Source organism: Stenotrophomonas sp. UBA7606 (assembly GCF_002477705.1).
Classification (GTDB): domain Bacteria; phylum Pseudomonadota; class Gammaproteobacteria; order Xanthomonadales; family Xanthomonadaceae; genus Stenotrophomonas.
Genome location: NZ_DLJW01000028.1, coordinates 300 through 1,083, shown reverse-complemented (window position 1 = coordinate 1,083; position 784 = coordinate 300). Strand labels below are relative to the sequence as shown.

Here is a 784-nt window from a genome sequence, read left to right as displayed (position 1 = left end):
CTGCCGATGGTCATCGACTGTGCGCCTTCGGGCACCTGGATGCCCGGTTGTACCGGGTAACCACTGTTGGTCACCAGCTCGCCCTGCGCATTGATCTGGAAGCTGCCGTCGCGCGTATAGGCGGAACTGCCGTCGGGCATCATCACCTCGAAGAAGCCGCGACCGTTGACCATCACGTCCAGCGCACGGCCGGTCTGCTGTTGGCTGCCCTGCTCGAAATGCTTGGACGTGGCGACCACACGCACGCCGGTGCCAAGCTGCAGGCCGGTCGGCAATTGGGTCTGTGCGGAGGAGGAACCACCCGGCTGGCGCACCTGCTGGTACAACAGGTCTTCAAAACTGGCGCGGTCGCGCTTGAAGCCTGTGGTATTGGTGTTGGCGAGGTTGTTGGACACAACCGACATGCGCGTCTGCTGTGCATCCAGGCCGGTCTTGGCGACCCACAGTGCCTGATTCATTGTGTGCTTCCTCTGCTGCTGGTGCCGGCCATCTGGCCCTTGCCTGGATCAATGCATGCGCCGTGCCAGAAACGGGCGACGGGATGCTGACGGCATCGGAGGGGCAGTTGGTGGGCTGCGGCGCGGCTTCCAGCAATACTGGGGAAACGAGGGGGTTGGTTGCTGCACTGACGTGCGCAGGCTTCGTGCTTTTCGCGCAGGCGAAGCCAGGCTGCCAAGCAAGTGGCGGCCAGACGTGCGGGTTGCTGGGCCTGTATGCGGGGCTGCGCTGGCAGGCGGAAGGCCGGAGCCTTGAAGCCGAGGGCAACCCCTCTCCCCAACCCCTC

2 protein-coding genes are annotated in these 784 nt (G+C 64.5%); one reads left to right on the top strand and one right to left on the bottom strand.

Features of this window, described 5'->3' with window-relative positions:
• Nucleotides 1-458, bottom strand: a 458-nt coding sequence (locus B2527_RS04275; RefSeq protein ID WP_293706307.1) for a flagellar hook-basal body complex protein, incomplete at its 3' end; no start/stop codon positions are given.
• On the opposite strand from B2527_RS04275, the gene B2527_RS04270 reads away from it, so the two are divergent.
• A partial coding sequence (locus tag B2527_RS04270) for a hypothetical protein (protein WP_293706306.1) occupies nt 446-784 on the top strand: 339 nt, incomplete at its 3' end. The two genes, B2527_RS04275 and B2527_RS04270, sit on opposite strands and share 13 nt — an antisense overlap.